The 388-nt window shown below is 59.0% G+C and carries 1 protein-coding gene; it reads right to left on the bottom strand.

Features of this window, described 5'->3' with window-relative positions:
* A partial coding sequence (locus tag A3754_RS23180) for a DUF1302 family protein (RefSeq protein ID WP_197468805.1) occupies positions 1-336 on the bottom strand: 336 nt, incomplete at its 3' end.
* Positions 337-388: the final 52 nt, after the last annotated feature.

The following is a 388-nucleotide window of genomic DNA, read 5'->3' as shown; positions in this document are numbered from 1 at the left end:
GGCCTGTACGAAGAGGCCGTAGTTCTTGTATTGCAGGTTGAAGTCACCGATGGCTTTGACCACGGAGGAAACCACTTCGCCGCCGTCATAGTTCAGGTTGCCGTCATCGGAAACCGCCGATCCTGCGGTACCACCGGGGGTATCACCGGCGAACAGGTTTTCCTTGCTGGCAGATTCCATCCGGGAGATGGCGCCCACGGAGGCCTTCAGGTTCCATTTGGCACTGAAGTCATCGTTGAACTTGTATTCACCGCCGGCCATGGCCGGGGCGGCGGCTGACAGCAGGCCCAGGGCCAGGACGCTGCTGTAGCCGACAGCGATTGCTTTGCTTCGCATTATTTTGCTCTCCCACTGCTCCGGGGATGAACCGGGCAGACATTCCGTTTGT

This window comes from Alcanivorax sp. HI0083 (genome assembly GCF_001635175.1).
Note: the sequence above shows the minus strand (reverse complement) of the source record. Positions and strands in the feature narration are given on the sequence as shown.